The sequence below is a fragment of the Roseovarius sp. BRH_c41 genome (assembly GCF_000961715.1).
Lineage (GTDB): Bacteria > Pseudomonadota > Alphaproteobacteria > Rhodobacterales > Rhodobacteraceae > Roseovarius.
Map to the genome: position 1 here is coordinate 30730 of NZ_LADY01000064.1, position 17300 is coordinate 48029.

Sequence of the window (17300 nt, forward strand, 5' to 3'; positions counted from 1 at the left end):
AGATATATAGACGTCATGAAACAGACCCTGTCCCATGGCAATAATCCGATAGTGCGACACAAATGATCCAACATCCGATTACAATGGCCGGGCCCGATGAGGACGCGGGAGATCCTGCGGTCGTGGTCGCCACCCGGCCCAAGACCAAGCGTCCACCGCTCTATAAGGTTCTGCTGCTCAATGATGACTACACGCCGATGGAGTTTGTGGTCGCCGTGCTGGAACGTTTCTTTGGCATGTCACATGCACAGGCGTTTGAAATCATGCTGACGGTGCATAAGAAAGGCCTCGCCGTTGTCGGTGTGTTCAGTCATGAGATTGCCGAAACCAAGGTGGCGCAGGTGATGGATTTTGCCCGCCGCCACCAGCACCCGCTGCAATGCACAATGGAAAAAGAATAACTTGGCCACTGCCACACGCCTGACCATTGCCCTAGCCGACGGGGTTGTTACCATTCCCGAAGCGGGGCGGATTGCCGTTTTCACGCCGCGTGTGGAGTCGGACCTGTCGGCGTTGCCGATGGATCGGGTGCAGGTGATCACCACGCTAAAACCCGATTTCGATTACTTTGCAGGTTTGGGATATGACTGCGCTGTTGCGCCCGAAGGGCGATATGGTGCGGCGATCCTCTGTCTGCCCCGGGCCAAGGCAAGAGCCCGTGCCACGCTTGCAGAGGCTGCATCGGTGACCGATGGCCCGGTGATCGTCGATGGTCTGAAAACCGATGGCATAGAATCGGTGCTGCGGGATTGTCGCCGCCGCGTGACAATCAGCGCGCCGCTGTCCAAGGCGCATGGCAAGATCTTCAGTTTGGCCGCCGGGCCGGAATTCTCCGAGTGGGCCGCGACCGTGCCGCAAGAGATCGAAGGCGGTTATGTCACCGCACCCGGCGTGTTTTCTGCGGATGGCATTGATCCCGCATCCGAGTTTCTGGCCAACAGCCTGCCGCCCAAGCTGGGCGCGTATGTGATTGATCTGGGCGCCGGCTGGGGCTATCTGAGCGCCCGTGCGCTGGAGCGCGACAGCATTGCCCGGCTTGATCTGGTCGAGGCGGACCATGCGGCACTCACCTGCGCGCGCAAGAACGTCATGGATTCCCGCGCCTATCTTCATTGGGCTGACGCCACCCGATGGCAACCTGAGGCGCGCGCCGATGCCGTTATCATGAACCCGCCATTTCACGAGAGTCGCGCCGCCGATCCGGATCTGGGCCGCGCCTTCATTCGTGCAGCGGCGGGAATGCTCAAACCCTCGGGCGCCCTCTGGATGGTGGCCAATCGCCATCTCCCCTATGAAACCACGCTTGCACAATGCTTCACGTCGGTCGCAGAGGCAGCAGGCGATACCCGCTTCAAGATCCTTCACGCCAGCCGTCCCGCGCGGAAAACCCACTAGCGACATCCAGCGCGTACGTCTTGGACCCAGCTCGAAAGGCCCAGCATGTCATTCTCAATCTCTGGCAAAACCGCGATCATCACCGGCGGGGCGAACGGAATCGGTCTCGCGATCGGTCGTCATTTCGTGGACAAGGGCGCCAATGTCGTTTTTGCCGACATGGACGAGGCGCGGTTGATCAAGGAATTGGGTGAGAATGACGATAGCAGCAATGTCCGCTATTTCGCCGGAGATCTGCGCGAGAAATTGACCCAAGCCAATCTCATATCCGCCACGATTGATGCATTCGAGCAGATCGACATCCTCGTGAATGCCTGCCGTCAGATTGTCCCCTCTGATGCACTGAACCCGGATGATGATGCGGTCGAGATGCTGTTGCAGCAAAACCTGCTGACTGCGCTACGGATGAGCCAACAGGTCGCGCGTCGGATGATCAAACAATCCGAAGGCCAAACCGAAGGAAGTGCCGGCACGATTGTCAACATCTCGTCGATTGCCGCGCGCTGCACCCATCCTTCTCTGCTGGCCTATTCGATTTCTTCCGCAGCTCTTGACCAGATGACACGCAGTCTTGCGCTTGCACTGGCACCACATCGGATTCGGGTTAACGCGCTGGCCTTTGGGTCGGTCATGAGCGCCTCGCTCAAGGAAACCCTGCGCGAACACAGCGACTATCGTGCCGACATCGAGTGCCACACTCCGCTCGGTCGGATCGCCTCTGCTGCGGAACTGGCCGAGGCGGTGCATTACCTCGCCTGCGACGGATCGGCCTTTATGACCGGGCAGATCATGACGGTCGATGGTGGTCGCACCCTGCTTGACCCCTGCGCAGCCCCGGCGCACTAATAGGCATAATTGCCTTAGGACAAGACGAATGACCGACGAATTTACCCAACAGAAAACCCGCGCCGCCGCTTGGTTCCGCCAGTTGCGCGATGACATCGTCGCCGCCTTCGAGGGGCTGGAGGACAGTCACGCCAACGGTCCCCTGTCAGACACCGCGCCGGGACGCTTTGAGGTCAGCGACACCCGCCGCCACAGCGAGGACGGATCGGACGCCGGTGGCGGCCTCATGAGCGTGCTGCGCGGGGGCCGGGTGTTTGAAAAAGTTGGCGTCAATGTCTCAGAGGTCTACGGCACCTTGGGTGAGGCGGCACAGCGTTCGATGGCGGCGCGCGGCGTGCCCGGGATGGACAGCGATCCGCGGTTCTGGGCTTCGGGCATCAGCCTTGTGGCGCATATGCAGAACCCGCACGCGCCTGCGGTGCATATGAACACGCGGATGTTCTGGACGCCGCATGCATGGTGGTTCGGGGGCGGGTCCGATCTCAATCCCTGCATCGAGTATCCCGAGGACACGGCGCATTTTCACGCTCAACAACAGGCGCATCTCGATCCGCATGGCATTGACCTCTACCCCACACTCAAAGCATGGGCGGATGAGTATTTCTTTGTACCGCATCGCAACCGCGCGCGTGGCGTTGGCGGAATTTTCATGGATGATCGCAATACCGGCGACTGGGAGGCGGATTTTGCCCTGACGCAAGACATCGGTCGTGCCTTCTTGCCCGCCTATGTGCCACTGATCGAAAAGCGCCGGGTGCAGGATTGGTCAGAGGCCGACAAGGATACCCAACTGGTCCATCGCGGCCTCTATGCCGAATACAACCTTGTCTATGATCGTGGCACGAAGTTCGGTCTCGCCACCGGGCATGATGCGAACGCCGTGTTGATGAGCCTTCCGCCGATGGCGAAATGGCTCTGACCCCGTGTCAGGCTACGAGCTGTGACAGATCGGACGCTGCCTCGCGCATGATACCGAGATAATCCATTGCCTTCTCGATGCTGAAACGCTGCGTTGGCGCGTGAAACGCCAGTGTCGCCATGAGCCGGTCGTTAACGTCCAAAATCGGCACGGCGAGGGCGATCATGTCCTCCATGAATTCCTCGCGGTCGAGAGAATAGCCCTGAACTCGCACCTGCTGAATCTCGTGCAAGAGGGCGTCAGGATCTGTCAGCGTGTTGGGCGTGCGCGCCTCAAGATCAGTCGCGCCGAGGTATCGCATCAGATGACTGCGCGCGAGCGTACTGAGATACATCTTGCCGCTGGCCGTACAATAAAACGGCACACGCGTACCGATGGGAAGTTGGATACGCAGAGGCCATTCCGTCTCGATCCGCTCAAGATAGATCATCGCGTCCCGATCCGGCAGGGCGATATTGCAGGTTTCGCCGATCTGACGGCTGAGACGTTGCAAAACCGCCTGCCGAGCGGTGCGAATTCGCAGCGATGACAGCACTCCCCCCGCCAAGGTACGCAGGCGCGGCCCCGGAGAATAGCTTCGCCCATCAAGATCGCGTTGTAGAAACCCCTCCTCCTCCAACGTGGCAAAGAGGCGGTGGATGGTAGGCTTGGGCAGGCCAATCGCGGCGTTGACCTCGGTCGGCGTGATGGGGACGCCCACGCGCGCAATCTCTTCGATCACCAGCAACAGCCGCAGGTTGGTCGGTATCGTTGCTGAGTCCTCGCCGTCCATGCCTAGCCCATCTTCACCGTTGTGGAAGCAGCGCTGTCGAGAGACCGGGAACCAGTGCGACAAGGAACCAGACCGCGAGCAGAGCCACGAGATAGGGAACCGTGTAGCGCAAAAGCTTGAAATAGGGAACGCCCGTCACCCCAGAGGCAACATAGAGATTGAGACCATAGGGCGGCGTGATGAATCCGATCGACGCGCCCACAAGGAAGATCACCGCAAACTGCACCGGCTCGACACCCACGGCATGTGCAATCGGGGCTAGAATGGGTGCAAGGATGATCGTGACCGGCAAGCTTTCCAGCACCATGCCACAGACAAAAACGATGGCCATGGAGGTGAAAAGCACAGCGTAATAGCCGCCCATCGACGTCACAAAGCTGCTAATGGTCTCCTGCGCACCCAGTACCGAAAGGATCTGTTGCATCACCACCGACACCGCGATGAGCGGGGCCAGAATACCCGTAATCTGTGCCGAACGCATAGTGATCGACGGCAGTTCCAGAGGGCTGAATCCTTCTACCACCAGCATTTCCGAGATTTTCTTTTCGCTGACATCGCGGCCCTTGGCCCCGCCCATGAGCTTGTAAAGCGGCAAGCTGACAAAGCCCACGATCACGCAGAAGCCGACGGTCACACCTGCGGCCTCGGTCGGGGAAAACTTGCCAGTGTAGATCCCCCAGAGCACGAGACCAATGGCGAAGAAGCCAAGCCATGCTCCGATGGCTGTTTTGAGCACGCGCATCGGGCTGAGCGCGATCAGAATGCCCCAGCCGTTGCGCCAGCAGATCAGGAACGCGGCCAGCATCATCGCCAGCACCATCAGGGTGCCGGGAATGATGCCCGCGACGAACAGTTCTGAAATCGGCAGATTAAGAAGGAACCCATAGACGATGAAGATGATCGAAGGTGGGATGATGATCCCCACCGTGCCGCCCGCCGCCGCCGTGGCCGCCGAAAAGCGCTCGTCATAGCCTCCCTTGACCATTTCAGGGTGTAACATCGAGCCGATGGTCGCGGTCGTGGCAGAATTCGAACCGGAGATTGCGGCAAAGAGCCCGCAGGCCCCCAGTGCGGCCATGGCAAGCCCGCCCCGGATCCATCCAAGGCACGCATAGGCGAAATCACTTAGGCGCCGCGCAATGCCGGAGCGGTTTATCAGATCTCCGGTCAGGATGAAGAGCGGCATCGCCAGAAGTGCAAAGCCATCGGTGAACACATCTGCCAATGCCCCGCCGATATTCTGCAAGGACATACCAAGCACAAAGGAAATGCCGATGACCCAGTAACCGATGACCAGAAAGACCGGCACGCCGAACATGAAGAGAAAGGTAACTGCGATAGAAATCAGGGTGATAAGGGTTGGATCGGACATCTCAATCACCTCCGATAACGGCTTGGGTAATCAGGGTCTCACCGCTACGGAAGTTCGCAATATCCGTCAGGGCATTCTCGATCACACGGGCCACTAGGGTTATAAACGCTATCGGCACGGAAAGCAGGAACCACCATTGCATGACATTGTCGGTGCCCAGCATGATTTGAAAATTCGAGGCGGAATTGGCGACGACCTTGGACGAGGTGACGACAACCACCCATGAAAATCCGATCCACAGAGCCGCATCCAGCATCAGGCAGGCAATTTGCCCGCCGCGCGGCATGGCGGTTCGAAATTCGGCAAAGGCCAGATGCGTGCGCAGTTTAACGTTATAGCTGCATCCGAACCACGTCATGATGAGAAAGAGAAATGGCGGCAACGTTGTAGACCACGGCACCTGTTGCGAGAAGACGAAGCGGCGGAACACCTCAACGAAAATGATACCACCGATGGCAAGGTAGGAGACGACCATGAGTGTCTGCTCCAGATTGCGCTCGGCCCAAGGGCTGAGGCGATAGAGCAAAAGGACCAACAGGGACAGCGCCAACATCGCAGCGAGACCAAGCGGCCAAACCGCAGGTTGGTTCATCGCCGCGCTCAACATCCAGGAATCGCCTGCCATGAGGGCGCTCAGGATTTCGCCTGTGCCCTGAAACCAGCCGGTCATGCTTGAATCTCCCTTCGGGTCATTCCAATTGCGCAACATCAATCGTTGCGTTGTCGCCCGGGCCACCCGGAGGGCAGCCCGGTTCCTGTGTCAAAGGCTCAGGCCGACCGCCACCACCGGCGCGGTTCGACGTTTTCGGGCAGAGTATCCACCGGGATTTCCCGCGCCACGTCATAAATCGCCTGATAGGTATCGATGCCACCTGACCAGCCATTGAGCCGCTCACGCCACTGCGCCCAAGGCTCGGGGTTGAACTCTGGCGAGCACATTTCCTCGGCGATCTTGATCTGGTCATCCGCAAGAAAGGCCGGGCGCACGTTGTTCTCGGCAAAAATAGTACCGGGCAGTTGCGGATCAGAGAACCCGACGGTCTTGACCAGCGCCGCCTCATTGGCGGCCTGCACATGGACCTGCGCCAGATAGGCGGATTCCATGATCGCATCCTGTAAATGCCCCTCCATCGCGTCGAAGACTTTGGCCGACATCGAGGTATGCTCGGTGCCACAGAAGAACTTGAGATCAACAGACTGGCTGACCACTGGCGACATATTGGCATAGGCCACAGCAGAGGCCCATGTCTCAGCACCGTCGATCAAACCCTGCTTGAGACCATCAAGCGTCTCTTCCCAGGCCACCGGCACCGGATTGAGATTGAGAAGCTGCATGGCGATGCGCCCCAACTGTGTGCCAGTGACGCGGTTCTTGGTGCCGAACAACTCTTCAATCTTGGTCACTGTTGGCTTTTGAGCAAAGGATTGACCCATCTGCAGACCGCGGAGTTCGCAATGCGAAAACAGGAATTTCAGGCCATGCCGTTGCTCCAAAGGCTCGCGTAGGATTTTCTGCGAGGCGGGGCTGTAGAGGAAATGATACTGTGCGGCACGGCTGGGGAACATATAGGCATAATCCAGCACATTGAGATAGGGCGCGCCACCGGCAGAATTTTGGGTCGAGGCCGCATACATGTCGACGACCCCCAACTGGGTTTTTTCAACACAGTTGAGCTGACCGCAGATCTGGTTGTCGCCAATGAATTCAACGCGAATTTCGCCGTCGGTCCGCTCCTCCAGATCGCGGGCGAATTCCAGAACGCCAGCACGCTCGATCAGCAGGTTGCGCGCGTTGAAGCCTGAGGCTCCCAGTTTCAGCGTATGTTTGGGTTCTTTCCCGAACCGCTTGTCATAGGTGCTCTCGGCGGCACGCGCCAAAGACGGGAGCGAGACCGCCCCAGTCAGAGCGCCCGCGCCCAACACCACGGATGACAGGCCGAACTGACCTGACAGACGGAACAAATCCCGGCGAGAAATCTCGCTCAGGGCTTTCGATACTTTCATGGTCTCCTCCCTATTTTGCATTTTTGATACTTGCAGTCTCAATAATGATCGAATTATCCTTGATCTGGCAAGGATAATTTTTTCCTCGCGTCAGGATTGAGGAGGGTAGGCAGGAATGTCGGAGATTTCAGCGGATTACGTGATCATCGGCGCCGGTTCTGCTGGATGCGTTCTGGCGAATCGTCTCTCTGCAGACCCCACGATCAAGGTGGTTCTGCTTGAGGCTGGCGGGCGCGACTGGAACCCGTGGATCCATATTCCGGTCGGATATTTCAAGACGATGCACAATCCGAGCGTGGATTGGTGTTATCGGACAGAGCCAGATCCCGGCCTGAACGGCCGTGCGCTGGATTGGCCGCGCGGCAAGGTTCTGGGTGGGTCGTCCTCGCTCAACGGGCTGCTCTATGTGCGTGGTCAACCGCAGGATTACGACCGCTGGGCGCAGATGGGCAATCCCGGTTGGGGATGGGACGATGTGTTGCCTCTCTTCAAACGGTCAGAACGTCAGGAGCGCGGTGCTGATGACTATCACGGCGATCAAGGCACGCTTTGGGTGTCCAATATGCGCTTGCAAAGGCCCATATGTGACGCATGGGTGGCGGCAGCCCAAGAGGCTGGCTATCCGTTCAACCCAGATTACAATGGGGCCAAGCAAGAAGGGGTCGGCTATTTCCAGTTGACCACGCGCAACGGACGGCGTTGCTCTGCCGCCGTGGCCTTTCTCAACCCAGCCCGCAAGCGGTCGAACCTGACCATCGTCACTCATGCTCAGGCCAGCCGCATCCTCTTTGACGGCAGACGCGCAATAGGTGTGGCCTACCGTGACCGCGCCGGACGCGAACATGTGGCCAAAGCGCACGCCGAGGTGATTTTGTCCTCGGGGGCGATCGGATCACCGCAGCTTTTGATGCTGTCGGGGTTGGGCGAAGCGGCTCATTTGCACGATAATGGTATTGAAGTGCGCCATGATCTGCCCGCCGTGGGCCGCAATATGCAGGACCATCTGCAGGCGCGGCTGGTCTTCAAATGCAACGAACCCACCTTGAACGACGAGGTGCGCAGCCTGACCAATCAGGCGCGAATTGCTCTGAAATACGCCCTCTTTCGCGCTGGTCCCATGGCCATGGCCGCAAGCCTCGCCACCGGCTTTATGCGTACGGGCGACCATGTCGAGACACCGGATATTCAGTTCCACGTTCAGCCATGGTCCGCCGACAGTCCCGGCGAGGGGGTGCATCCATTCTCAGCCTTCACGATGTCGGTCTGTCAATTACGGCCCGAGAGTAGAGGCGAGATACGACTCGCCTCTGCCGACCCGAGTCACTACCCCAAGATCCACCCGAATTATCTTTCCACTGAAACCGATTGCCGAACCATCGTGGAAGGGATCAAAATCGCCCGCCGCATAGCTCGATGCGCACCTCTCACCTCCAAGATTTCGGAAGAATTCCGCCCCGACCGCACGCTTGATCTAGAGGATTACGAGGGCACGCTTGACTGGGCAAGGCGGTATTCGACCACCATCTATCACCCAACCGGCACCTGCAAGATGGGACAGGGACCGGATACCGTGGTCGATGCACGGCTCCGGGTGCATGGCATTGACGGGCTGCGCGTGGCAGATTGCTCAATCATGCCCGAAATCGTCTCGGGCAATACGAACGCCCCCGCCATCATGATCGGCGAGAAAGCCTCGGACATGATCCTTGCGGACCGCGCTTTGGGCTGAGCGCGGCTCAGCGCTTCCAGATTGGGTTGGACCATGCGCGCTTGCCGGACGCATCCACCACCGTGACCCGCAGCCACGGTGAGGCGGCGCAGCGATGATCAAAGGTAACACGCGCGCGGGTCATCGAGTGGCCATGCACTGCCACACCTGCCGATCCATGGCCCAGAACCATCACAGCCGACGCGGCAGAGCATTCCACCTCGATTGCGGTCTCCTCTACGTGGAGCGCGCGAATTTCCGGCCCTTGGCTGGAATAGAAGAGCCCCGCCTTGAGCGCCTCGAGTAGTGCCTCCGGGCTGTTCTCCTCGGCCTTGACCATAACCCAACCGCCGAAATGATCCGGCTCGGAAAAATGCGCGTCATCGGTGGCAATCAAGCTCAGTCGCCGCCCTTCGCTGAGCAAGAGGTCAGCAATGCCGAACCCGTCGCCGCGATCACAGCCCATATGACAGCCGTGGTTGTAGATTTCGACAGCATGCGCCGCCGTCAGACTGCGCGCATCCGCCAGCGTCAACCCCGACCATTGCGGATGCGCCACCGCAACAAACGCCCCGGCGGCCACCGCGCGCGCGGCAATCTCGGGGCCAGTTTCCTGATCCGGGACCGGCTTGAACTCGGGCGAATTGGACGGGGTGAACGCATCGGGCAGGCCAACCGCCAGAATGTGCCACAGTTCGCCGTTGGCCAGAGCGCCGGAGTGCAGCTCCGCCCCAAGCAGGGTGGAAAAGCGATTGCTGCGATAGGGTCGGGTATCGGTGATCGGATAGCCATAGCGCCCAACGAAATGATCGGTCAGCGCTATGAAATCATAGCCCTCGGCGGCGTAGCGGCGACAGACCTCCTCGGGGGGCAAAACCCCATCCGAGCGGTCCGAATGGGTGTGCAGATTGCCGCGCCAGAACCGGCCGGGGGCGTTGAAAGTGTCCATCATGCCGAAACTCCATTTGCAGCGCGGCGTTCACGCTCTTTGAGGATCGCCCAGACCACCGCACAGGTGATCGTGGCGATGATGAAGAAGATACCGATGACATTGACCACCGGCGAGAGACCAAAACGCATTCGCGATCCGATTTCCGTGACCAGGGTATGTTGCCCACCAATCGCGAACATGGTTGTGTTGTAATTCTCAAAGCTCTGGAGAAAGGCAATCACTGCCGCCGTGACGATGGTCGGGCGCAGAAATGGCAGGGTGATCCGGCGAAAGGCCTGCAAGGGCGTGGCCCCCAGATCGCGCGCCGCCTCTTCCAGGGTCGCATCTTGTCGTTGCAGACGGGCCATGAACATCAGCATCGCGTATGAGGCAACAAAGGTGGTCTGCGCAAGGATCGCGGTGAACAGCCCCCCTGCGACCTCGAAATTACGCCAGAAGATCACGGTGGAAATGCCCAGAATAATGCCCGGTGTCAGCAAAGGTGAGACCATGACGGTGTAGAGCAGCCCTGCCGCCCGCGCGCCCAACCGCCCCAGCAAAAGCGCGCCCGCCAATCCCATCGGCAGGGCGAGCGCGATCACCGCGCCTGCGATAATCAGCGAATTGCGCAAACCCGACCACATCCGCTGATCGGCCCAGAGTTCACCAAACCATTGCAGGGTAAAGCCCTGCCAGACCGTGACCGAGGGCGGCGAATAGGCATTGAAACCCGCCGCCACCATGATCCCGAGCGGCAGGAACATATAGACAAAGAACACCGCCATATAGAGGCGGAGGATCAGCCCGCTGCCCTGCCCGCTCATTTGGCGATATCCCTCAACCGTACTTTGAGCAGGCGCATCATCAGGAAAATGAACCCGGTGCAGACCACCAGCAAGCTGAGCGCATAGGCCGCCCCGACATTCCAGTTGGTCGCCTGAAAGAAGCGGTTGTAAACCAGTTGCGTGAACCACGGATCAGCAGTGCCGCGCGTCATGATATAGGGCACCGCATAAGACCCCGCCGACAGCATGAAGGTCATGATACAGCCGACCGCGATGCCGGGGCGCGCATGGGGCAGGACCACGCGGCGATGGATCTGGATCGTTCCGGCCCCCAGATCCCGCGCCGCCTCAATTTGGTTCGTATCCAAGGTCTCAAGCACATTGTAGAGCGGAAAAACCATGAAGAGGATATAGGCATAGACCATGGCGACAAAGACGCCCGTTCCGCTTTCGAGAAAGGGCACAGGGCCAATTCCCACCAGCCCCAGTGCGGCATTGAGTGGCCCGCCATAATTCAGGATCATCTGCCAGGCAAAGACCCGCAGCAATTCGTTGATCGCATAGGGGATGACGAGCGCCAGCATGATCATCGCGGCGCGGCGCGGCGGCTCTAGTTTGGCGATGGCAAAGGCGATGGGATAACAGACGACAAAGGCAATGGCCGTCACGGCCAACGAGGCGAGGATCGTCTTGGCGAAAATTGCCAGATGCGCCTTACCCATCTGTCCGTAGTTGGACAGGGTCCATGTCTTGACGGGCGTGCTTTCCTCGACCTCAAGCGCCTTGATTTCGGTCTGCACCGCATCACGCTCGGCATCAACGGCGGCACGGGCGGCTTCATCCGGTGCGGCTGCGTGATCCAGTGCCAGCACATCAAGGCGATTGTAGAGGGCGTCAATTTTGACCGACAGTTCGGCGGCCCCTTCGGGACGCTGCATGGTCCAGAAAGACTGCTCGATCATGATGATCTGCGGCGCGGCAATGAGGCCCAGAATCCAAATCCCCGCAAGAAAGACAATAAGTGCCGACAGGGGTGCCCCAAAGGCGCGGCGCAATTTAGTCATTGGCGGTCTCACTCAAGGGCAGGATAACCCCGGCCTCTCGCGAAAACCCGAGCCGTAGGGGCCCATCGGGCACGGCTGGCCCACCGCCATTGACCCGGTGCACTGTGAGTTGGCTCTGGCCCGTGTCGATCACCAGCGTGGAAAACGCCCCTTCCATATCACGACGCACGAGATGTCCGGTCAGGCTATTGGCCAGAGTTTCGCCCGCCTCCAGCACATGCAGTCGTTCGGGCCGCAAAAAGAGAAACGCCTGCTCTCCAACGCTCAGACCTGCTGTATTGACTGCAACAAAGACCCCTTCAGGCGTGGCGATGCGGGCACTCTGACCGTCCACCGCCTCAATCCGCCCTGTCAGGCGGTTGGTTTCGCCCACGAAGGTCGCGACAAAGGCATTGGCGGGCCGGTGATAGAGGTCATCCGCTGTACCCAGTTGCACCAGCCGTCCGGCATTCATCACCGCCACGCGGTCGGACATGGTCAGCGCCTCGCCCTGATCATGGGTGATATAGACAAAGGTGATGCCGGTCTCGCGCTGCAACTGCTTGAGTTCGGCGCGCATATGTTGCCGCAGCTTGAGATCAAGCGCCGAGAGCGGCTCGTCCAGCAGCAGAACCGCCGGTTCAACAGCCAGAGCGCGGGCAATCGCCACGCGCTGACGCTGCCCCCCAGACAATTCCGAGGGCAGTTTGTCGGCTTGCTCGTCCAGCGCCACCATCTTGAGCAGTTCAAGTGCGCGCGCGCGGCGCTTGGCCTTGCTCCAACCGCGCATCTCTAGGCCAAAGGCCACATTCTCCCAAACTGGCATCAGCGGGAACAGGGCGAGGTTCTGGAAGATCAGCGCGGTGGGGCGATCCGAGGGCGAGATGCCCGCCATCGGCATACCGCCGATCTGCACGCCGCCTTCGGACGGCTCCAAAAAGCCCGACACGAGGCGCAGGATCGTGGTCGTGCCACAGCCTGAAGGGCCAAGGATCGAGAAAAACTCGCCCGCGCGAATAGTCAGGTCCGTGGGGTGCACGGCCTGAAACCCGGCAAAGCGCACAGCGGCGGCGGATAGGGTGATCTCCATGCCGCGAGCGGAAACTGTCATTGGGGTCTTTCCATGAAATGGGCGCGGGGACATCTCCCCGCGCCACTTTGTCGGTTTAGGCGTTGGTCAGCTTTTCGGAATACTCTTCGCGCACCGCCGAGAACCACGGCGTGAACATCGGCCACCACCACAGGTTTTCGATGGCACCATTCTGATAGGCAAAGGCGAACGCCTCTTTGTTGGCGTCGCTCAGATGCGCCGATGCGCCCACAGCCGCCGAATTATATCCGGTGGCATTGGCGAACATGCCGCCGATTTCCGGGCTCATCAGGAAGTTGAGGAACTCATAGGCCTGATCGACATTCTCTGCGCCCGAGGGGATCGCGGCAGTGTCCATCCATGCCAAAGCGCCCTCTTTCGGGGCGGCATAGCGCCACTTGGGGTCCACATCCATATGCAGCTTGATGCCGGTCGTATCCCATGTCTGACCGATGGAGCAGCCCGCGTCGGTAAAGGCACCAGTGGCCTCGGTGGCGTTGTTCCAGTAAGCGCCGATATTGGCCTTGTTCTTGGCGGCAAAGGCCACGCAGGCATCAAAGATGCGGCGCGTGTCTTCCTCGGTTTTGTAGAGGTCCATGGCGCGGTTCGACGGGACTTCGCCAATCGAGTCGAGATAGATCGCAAGGGTGATCAGCACCGATTTCTGGCGCATGGCAACCTTGCCATTCATCCCATCGGCCCAGAGGTGCGCGTAGGACAGATCGGCAGGAGCCACATCGACGGCGCTCGAATCCCAGGTGATGCCCTCAGTGCCCCAATCGAACGGCACCAGATAGCGCTTGCCGCGATGCGCGGCCCCCAGTTCCAGGGACGAACGCCACAGAGCAGGCTCGATGAGGTCCACCTTGAGCTTCGATTCGTCGATCTCAGCCAAGAGGTTGCCTTCGTCATAATTGGGGCGGGTGTCGACCGAAGGGAAAAGGATGTCAAAACCCTTGCCGCCCGACGCGCGCAACTTTGAGGCGGCCTCTTCGTTCGAGCCATAGGTCGAGACATTCACCTTGATGCCGGTGGCCTTGGTAAAGGCGTCGGGGATCTCGCCGTTCTGAAAATAATCACCCCAGGCAAAAACATTGACCTCGCCGGAAGAGGCAAGCGCGCGGCGCGCGACCAGCGGCGTCGCCAGTGCGGCGGCACCGGTTGCCAGCACGGCACGACGGGACATGGTGTGGAGAGGATGGGTCATTCTTGGCTCCTGAGTTTGATCAACTCCGGCTCTCAACGAGCCGGGTTGCTCAGGCCTTTAGAATGCGAAGGCAACACTCGTGTGACAGTCCCCGGCTCTTGCCGGGAACTATGCTGCATCAATCGCGCGGCTTGGCCTGGCCAAAGAGGCGCGTCACGATCACAAAGAAGAGCGGCACAAAGACCACGCCCAGCACCGTGCCAGAGATTGTCCCGCTCAGAACGCCAGACCCAATGGCATTGCGCCCGCCGGACCCTGCGCCAGAACTCAGCACCAGCGGCAGAACCCCAAGAGAGAACGCCATCGAGGTCATGATGATGGGACGGAACCTCTGACGCGCGGCCTCGATCACCGCTTCCAGAATGGTCTCGCCCGCCTCATAGCGTTCCCGGGCGAATTCTACGATCAGAATCGCGTTCTTGCCCGTCAGGCCCACCACGGTCAACAGGCCCACCTGAAAGAACACGCCATTCTCGAACCCGCCAATCCACGCGCCGGTCAAAGCACCGACAATCCCGATGGGCATGGCCAGCATGACGGCGAAGGGGATAGACCAACTCTCATAAAGCGCCGCCAGCGATAGGAACACCGCCGCCAAAGAAAGCGCGTAGAGCAAGGGGGCCTGATTGCCGGAGTCGCGTTCCTCAAGGGATAGACCTGTCCAAGCCAGTTCAAACTCCGCCCCCAGCTGCGCGACTAAACGCTCCATCTCGGCCATCGCCTCGCCAGTCGACACCCCCGCAGCAGGTGAGCCCTGCAGTTGCACAGACGGGATGCCATTGTAGCGATAGAGGCCCTGCGCACCGTAATCCCATGCCCCTTCGGAGAAGTTCGAGAACGGCACCAACCCGCCGCTTGCATTACGAACGCGCCATTTTTCGATATCCGACGGCTGCGCGCGCGCCTCCGCCTCACCCTGCACATAGACTCGTTTGATTCGGCCCTGATCCAGAAAATCGTTCACGTAGGTGCCTGCCCAAGCGACCTGAAGCAACTCCCCGACGTCACTGGGGGTCAGACCCATCGCCCCAGCCTTGCGCCAGTCGATATCAAGGTTGAACTGTGCCGCATCCTCAAGTCCGTTTGGACGGGCGGATGCGATCAATTCACTCTGCGCCGCCATGCCCAGCAACTGGTTGCGCGCCGCCATCAGATCAGCATGGCTTTGACCGCCACGCGCTTGCAGATAGAAATCGAACCCCGAAACGTTGCCCAACTCGATCACCGAGGGCGGTACGACCGGAAACACCATCGCATCACGTATCTGACTGAAGGCGCCAAAGGCCCGCCCCGCAAGAGCCTGCACACTCTGGTTCGGTTCTGTACGCTCTTCCCAGTCCTTGAGCTGGACAAAGGCCAGACCCATGTTCTGCCCGTTACCAGAGAAACTGAAGCCGACCACTCCGAACATGGAATTCACGACGTCTGTTTCTTGTTTTAGATAGTAATCCTCGACCTGTTTGACGACCTCGAGCGTGCGCTCGGCGCTTGATCCGGTGGGGGTCTGGATGAGGGTAAAGAGGATGCCCTGATCCTCTTCCGGCAGAAACCCGGTGGGCGTGCGCAGAAACATCAGCGCCATGCCCAGTGCCAGTGCCAGATAGACGACGAACACCCGCACCGGGCGGCGCACCGACCAGCCCACCGTGCCACCGTAGCCATTCGTGAGCTTGCCAAAGCCCGTGTTGAACCACGCAAACGGTCCGCGCTTTGGTGCGTGGCTCTTGGCCTTGAGCAAGGAGGCGCAGAGCGCGGGCGTGAGCGTGATCGCCACCACCACAGACAGCGCCATGGCGGATACGATGGTGATTGCGAATTGCTGATAGATCACCCCCGTGGAACCGGGAAAGAACGCCATCGGCACGAACACCGCCGAGAGCACCATCGCGATGCCCACCAGCGCGCCGGTGATCTGGCCCATGGATTTATGCGTGGCCTCGCGCGGGCCCAAGCCCTCTTCCTCCATGATGCGCTCGACGTTTTCCACGACGACGATCGCGTCATCGACCAAGAGACCAATCGCCAGAACCATCGCCAGCATCGTCAGCGTGTTGATCGAGAACCCCGCCGCCGCGAGCACCCCGAAGGTGCCCAACAGGACGACCGGCACCGCAAGAGTCGGAATGAGCGTGGCGCGCAGGTTCTGCAGGAAAAGGAACATCACGAGGAACACGAGGCCGATCGCTTCGAACAGCGTTTTGACCACTTCCTTGATGGAAATCTCGACAAAGGGCGTGGTGTCATAGGGGATTACGTAATCGACACCCTCGGGAAAGAAGCGTGAGAATTCGACCATGCGCTCCTTGATCGCACGGGCCGTGTCGAGCGCGTTAGCGCCCGGTGCCAAGGTGATCGCCATCCCCGCCGCCGGATCGGTGTTGAACCGCGCCGTTGTGGCATAGTTCTCTGCCCCGATCTCAACCGTTGCCACATCGTCCAGCAGCACCAGACCACCATCGGTTTCCGCCCTGAGAACGATCTGGCGAAAGTCCTCGGGCGTGCTGAGCAGCGATTGTGCGGTGATCGTGGCGTTGAGTTGCTGGCCCTCTACAGCAGGGCGCGCCCCAAAGGAACCCGCAGAAATCTGCGCATTCTGGGCGGAAACGGACGCCACAACATCCGACGGTGTCAGGCCAAAACCCGCCAGCTTGGATGGATCGAGCCAAATCCGCATTGCATATTGCGCGCCGAACACATTGACCGAACCGACGCCTTCAATCCGGCTTAGCTCGTCGACCAGATTGGTCACCATATAATCCGACAGATCAACCTGTTCGAGACTGCCGTCGGTGGAGATCATACCGACCACCATCAGGAACCCAGCCGAGGATTTCTCGACCGTGATTCCCTGCCGTTGCACGATCTCAGGCAAGAGTGGCGTAGCCTGTCCTAGCTTGTTCTGCACTTGCACCTGCGCGATATCCGCATCGGTGCCTGTCTCAAACGTCAGAGTTACCTCAGCACTACCGGCCGAGGTCGAGCGAGACGAGAAGTAACGCAAACCGTCCAGTCCGGTCATCTGCTGCTCGATAACCTGTGTCACCGTGTTGGCGACCGTATCGGCAGAGGCCCCTGGATAGGTGGCCGAGACCGTGACTGACGGAGGTGCAATCTGGGGATATTGCGCGACCGGAAGGATCATGATCGCTAGAATCCCAATCCCCATGATGAGAATGGAAATGACCCAGGCAAAAACCGGGCGGTCGATAAAGAAACTAGCCATGCGGT

At 59.7% G+C, this 17300-nt stretch carries 15 protein-coding genes; 5 read left to right on the forward strand and 10 right to left on the reverse strand.

Annotated features, from left to right (window positions below):
• The first annotated feature begins 62 nt into the window (after positions 1-62).
• From clpS to hemF, 4 genes are read left to right on the forward strand one after another with little or no spacing between them, the layout of a single operon-like run.
• A complete protein-coding gene (gene clpS / locus VR71_RS20290; protein WP_009815904.1) occupies positions 63-401 on the forward strand; it encodes an ATP-dependent Clp protease adapter ClpS in 339 nt (112 codons plus the stop codon).
• Between the two features lies 1 nt (position 402).
• Positions 403-1395 (forward strand): class I SAM-dependent methyltransferase, encoded by a 993-nt coding sequence (locus tag VR71_RS20295; RefSeq protein ID WP_045686335.1) that lies wholly within the window; start codon positions 403-405, stop codon positions 1393-1395.
• Between the two features lie 45 nt (positions 1396-1440).
• Positions 1441-2241, forward strand: coding sequence for an SDR family NAD(P)-dependent oxidoreductase (locus tag VR71_RS20300; protein WP_009815906.1), 801 nt, complete (start codon positions 1441-1443; stop codon positions 2239-2241).
• A 28-nt stretch (positions 2242-2269) separates the two neighbouring features.
• Positions 2270-3160 (forward strand): oxygen-dependent coproporphyrinogen oxidase, encoded by an 891-nt coding sequence (gene hemF / locus VR71_RS20305; RefSeq protein ID WP_045686336.1) that lies wholly within the window; start codon positions 2270-2272, stop codon positions 3158-3160.
• 7 nt (positions 3161-3167) lie between these two features.
• Here hemF and VR71_RS20310 read toward each other — a convergent pair whose 3' ends face one another.
• The 4 genes from VR71_RS20310 to VR71_RS20325 all read right to left on the reverse strand — a co-directional run bounded on the left by VR71_RS20310 (position 3168) and on the right by VR71_RS20325 (position 7308).
• The gene (locus VR71_RS20310; RefSeq protein WP_009815908.1) at positions 3168-3932 is read right to left on the reverse strand and encodes an IclR family transcriptional regulator; all 765 of its coding nucleotides are present in this window, start codon (positions 3930-3932) and stop codon (positions 3168-3170) included.
• Between the two features lie 13 nt (positions 3933-3945).
• Positions 3946-5304, reverse strand: coding sequence for a TRAP transporter large permease (locus VR71_RS20315; protein WP_045686337.1), 1359 nt, complete (start codon positions 5302-5304; stop codon positions 3946-3948).
• 1 nt (position 5305) lies between these two features.
• Complete coding sequence (locus tag VR71_RS20320) at positions 5306-5974, reverse strand: TRAP transporter small permease (protein ID WP_009815910.1); 669 nt, start codon at positions 5972-5974, stop codon at positions 5306-5308.
• A 98-nt stretch (positions 5975-6072) separates the two neighbouring features.
• On the reverse strand, positions 6073-7308 hold the full coding sequence (locus VR71_RS20325; protein ID WP_009815911.1) for a TRAP transporter substrate-binding protein: 1236 nt from the start codon (positions 7306-7308) through the stop codon (positions 6073-6075).
• 115 nt (positions 7309-7423) lie between these two features.
• Here VR71_RS20325 and VR71_RS20330 point away from each other — a divergent pair, with 115 nt between their 5' ends.
• On the forward strand, positions 7424-9037 hold the full coding sequence (locus VR71_RS20330) for a choline dehydrogenase (protein ID WP_045686338.1): 1614 nt from the start codon (positions 7424-7426) through the stop codon (positions 9035-9037).
• Positions 9038-9044: 7 nt separating this feature from the next.
• Here the strand turns inward: VR71_RS20330 and VR71_RS20335 are convergent, their stop codons facing one another.
• From VR71_RS20335 to VR71_RS20360, 6 genes are all read right to left on the reverse strand, one after another.
• Positions 9045-9968, reverse strand: coding sequence for a CehA/McbA family metallohydrolase (locus tag VR71_RS20335; RefSeq protein WP_045686339.1), 924 nt, complete (start codon positions 9966-9968; stop codon positions 9045-9047).
• Complete coding sequence (locus VR71_RS20340) at positions 9965-10771, reverse strand: ABC transporter permease (protein ID WP_045686340.1); 807 nt, start codon at positions 10769-10771, stop codon at positions 9965-9967. Before VR71_RS20340 ends, VR71_RS20335 begins: the two co-directional genes overlap by 4 nt.
• Positions 10768-11796 (reverse strand): ABC transporter permease, encoded by a 1029-nt coding sequence (locus VR71_RS20345; RefSeq protein ID WP_045686341.1) that lies wholly within the window; start codon positions 11794-11796, stop codon positions 10768-10770. Before VR71_RS20345 ends, VR71_RS20340 begins: the two co-directional genes overlap by 4 nt.
• Entirely contained in the window at positions 11789-12865 is a 1077-nt protein-coding gene (locus VR71_RS20350; RefSeq protein WP_296430719.1) for an ABC transporter ATP-binding protein, read from the reverse strand. The genes VR71_RS20345 and VR71_RS20350 overlap by 8 nt, the downstream gene beginning before the upstream one ends.
• Before the next feature lie 76 nt (positions 12866-12941).
• Positions 12942-14072: an extracellular solute-binding protein gene (locus VR71_RS20355; RefSeq protein WP_045686343.1), complete on the reverse strand. Its 1131-nt coding sequence runs from the start codon at positions 14070-14072 to the stop codon at positions 12942-12944.
• A gap of 118 nt (positions 14073-14190) precedes the next feature.
• Complete coding sequence (locus VR71_RS20360) at positions 14191-17295, reverse strand: efflux RND transporter permease subunit (RefSeq protein ID WP_009815918.1); 3105 nt, start codon at positions 17293-17295, stop codon at positions 14191-14193.
• Between the last annotated feature and the right edge of the window lie 5 nt (positions 17296-17300).

Bases quoted from the DNA above. Each gene is read 5' to 3' on its own strand.
- clpS (WP_009815904.1), top strand. From the start codon at position 63: ATGATCCAACATCCGATTACAATGGCCGGGCCCGATGAGGACGCGGGA.
- VR71_RS20300 (WP_009815906.1), top strand. From the start codon at position 1,441: ATGTCATTCTCAATCTCTGGCAAAACCGCGATCATCACCGGCGGGGCG.
- hemF (WP_045686336.1), top strand. From the start codon at position 2,270: ATGACCGACGAATTTACCCAACAGAAAACCCGCGCCGCCGCTTGGTTC.
- VR71_RS20310 (WP_009815908.1), bottom strand. From the start codon at position 3,932: ATGGACGGCGAGGACTCAGCAACGATACCGACCAACCTGCGGCTGTTG.
- VR71_RS20315 (WP_045686337.1), bottom strand. From the start codon at position 5,304: ATGTCCGATCCAACCCTTATCACCCTGATTTCTATCGCAGTTACCTTT.
- VR71_RS20320 (WP_009815910.1), bottom strand. From the start codon at position 5,974: ATGACCGGCTGGTTTCAGGGCACAGGCGAAATCCTGAGCGCCCTCATG.
- VR71_RS20325 (WP_009815911.1), bottom strand. From the start codon at position 7,308: ATGAAAGTATCGAAAGCCCTGAGCGAGATTTCTCGCCGGGATTTGTTC.
- VR71_RS20330 (WP_045686338.1), top strand. From the start codon at position 7,424: ATGTCGGAGATTTCAGCGGATTACGTGATCATCGGCGCCGGTTCTGCT.
- VR71_RS20335 (WP_045686339.1), bottom strand. From the start codon at position 9,968: ATGATGGACACTTTCAACGCCCCCGGCCGGTTCTGGCGCGGCAATCTG.
- VR71_RS20340 (WP_045686340.1), bottom strand. From the start codon at position 10,771: ATGAGCGGGCAGGGCAGCGGGCTGATCCTCCGCCTCTATATGGCGGTG.
- VR71_RS20345 (WP_045686341.1), bottom strand. From the start codon at position 11,796: ATGACTAAATTGCGCCGCGCCTTTGGGGCACCCCTGTCGGCACTTATT.
- VR71_RS20350 (WP_296430719.1), bottom strand. From the start codon at position 12,865: ATGGAGATCACCCTATCCGCCGCCGCTGTGCGCTTTGCCGGGTTTCAG.
- VR71_RS20355 (WP_045686343.1), bottom strand. From the start codon at position 14,072: ATGACCCATCCTCTCCACACCATGTCCCGTCGTGCCGTGCTGGCAACC.
- VR71_RS20360 (WP_009815918.1), bottom strand. From the start codon at position 17,295: ATGGCTAGTTTCTTTATCGACCGCCCGGTTTTTGCCTGGGTCATTTCC.